This window comes from Lentzea indica, assembly GCF_012184385.1.
GTDB lineage: Bacteria > Actinomycetota > Actinomycetes > Mycobacteriales > Pseudonocardiaceae > Lentzea > Lentzea indica.
In genome coordinates, this window is the sequence record NZ_VSRL01000522.1 from 1 (window position 1) to 1,758 (window position 1,758).

Sequence of the window (1,758 nt, forward strand, 5' to 3'; positions counted from 1 at the left end):
CGAGCAGGCCACTCCTGCCCGGCAACCCACGAACAAGCGTGAGCGAGGCCCCGGCCCGCGACCACTCACATCAAGCGGTCACGTCATACCGTCTAGCTCCCGTTCGTCGATGATCTCAATGGTGGCGGATCTCTTGTGTGGATCCATGCCGATCATCACGCGTCCCACGCGGTGCTCCTCACCTCGAGCCGGGATGAGATGGCAAGGAGGGCAACGCTACTTCGAGCTGGGCAGACCCCTCTTGAGCCTCTCCTGGCCGCGGTGCTCGGCGAGAGGCATGCCATGTGAGAGCCACACCCAACCGCGCGGTGGGCAGCCAATGAGAGAGCGACCCGCCGAACACCTCGACCGGGCCTGGCCGGGCACCGATCGTGCCACCAGTAAACAAGTAGCCCATGAGCGGACGTTGGTCACCCGTGGGATTCGCGTGCAGACCGAGGTAGCGAGCGACGAGCTAACCGTTCAAGGACGCCAAGTTCGAGCGGACAACTTCCGTTGTTGGATGCTCGCGGCCCAGGACCCGCTCGCAGTCGGCGAGGATGGCCTCGTGCAGCGGCCGTATGGGGCACATGTGGAGAGGGAGGCCTCGACGGCCGAGCGGGGTGCGGAGTCCTGCCAACTGGTCATCGGAGTGACCAGCGTCGTAACCACCCGCGATAACGTGGCGTGGTGGTGCAGGACGAGCGGGTGGTGGGGCGGTATCCGTACCTGGGGATCACGCCGGGTGAGTTCGAGGAGTACGTCGCCGGGGAACTGTTGGGGGCCGCAAGGTCCCAGGTCGACGGGCTTGTGGTGAGCGCGCACGAGAAGGTCACGGGGGTGGACGGGGTCTACGAGTTCGACGCGACCGTGCGGTACCGGTTCGCCGGGATGGATTTCCTTGTGGTGGTCGAGGCGAAGTTGCACCGGAACCCGATCAAGCGGGAGTTGGTGCAGGTGTTGCGGCAGAAGGTGCAGAGCGTGGGTGCGCACAAAGGGGTGTTGGTGGCGACCTCGGCGTTCCAGGCGGGGGCGGTCGAGTTCGCCAGGACCCACGGGATCGCGCTCGTCACCGTCGCCGAGGGACGGTTCGTCTTCACCACCCGGGACACGGGCAAGGCCGCCCGGCCCGCCCTCGTGGCCTGCTTCCACGGTGGAGCGGGTGTGCGGGGGATGATGTTGGCCGCCGACGACGAGGACCACCCGGAGTGTGTCGCGGAGTTCCTGTTGGGGCGGCCTGGGATCTGACTCACGCGCCGACGTGGACGTGGGACGCCCACGCCAGCGGGTCATCGGGGTGGCGGTCGCGCAGGGTGCGGGTAGCGGCGTGCACGGCTGTCGCGATGTCGCCGCCCGCCGCGATCGCCGGGTAGACCAGTTCCGCGAAGTCCAGGGCGTGCTGGTCGCCGATCGGCCACAGGGTGCCGATCACGTGCCGGTACCCCGCCAACTGGAACGCCGATGCCAGATGGATCACCTCGTCCGCCAGCGCCCGCCGGGGCGGGCCGTCGAGCACGCGGACAGGAAAGCCAGGTCGGCGTCGAGGCGCAGGTGTGCGAGGTCCAGCACGGTGAGCGGGTGGTTGTGGTGGTCGGCCAGCAGAAGCAGGCTCCCCGAGGGATTGGTCAGGTCGCTGTTGCCGTGGCACGCGAAGTGCGCGATCCGTGCCTTCGGCAGGGCCGCGACGACAGCGTCGCGGGTCGCCGCGGTCCCGCTGACCACGTCGACCGCGCCGGGCAGGTGGGTGCGCACCACCGCCGCCTCCCGCTCCGCGCCGGG

The 1,758-nt window shown here is 68.8% G+C and carries 3 protein-coding genes; 1 reads left to right on the top strand and 2 read right to left on the bottom strand.

Features of this window, described 5'->3' with window-relative positions:
• The first annotated feature begins 669 nt into the window (after positions 1–669).
• Entirely contained in the window at positions 670–1,227 is a 558-nt protein-coding gene (locus tag FXN61_RS49235) for a restriction endonuclease (RefSeq protein ID WP_167980609.1), read from the top strand.
• A gap of 1 nt (position 1,228) precedes the next feature.
• Here the strand turns inward: FXN61_RS49235 and FXN61_RS51285 are convergent, their stop codons facing one another.
• Both FXN61_RS51285 and FXN61_RS51290 read right to left on the bottom strand, forming a co-directional pair.
• Positions 1,229–1,495, bottom strand: a complete 267-nt coding sequence (locus FXN61_RS51285) for a CHAT domain-containing protein (protein ID WP_223165919.1) — start codon at positions 1,493–1,495, stop codon at positions 1,229–1,231.
• The coding region (locus FXN61_RS51290; RefSeq protein ID WP_223165920.1) for a CHAT domain-containing protein at positions 1,453–1,758 on the bottom strand (306 nt) is incomplete at its 5' end. The genes FXN61_RS51285 and FXN61_RS51290, both read right to left, overlap by 43 nt.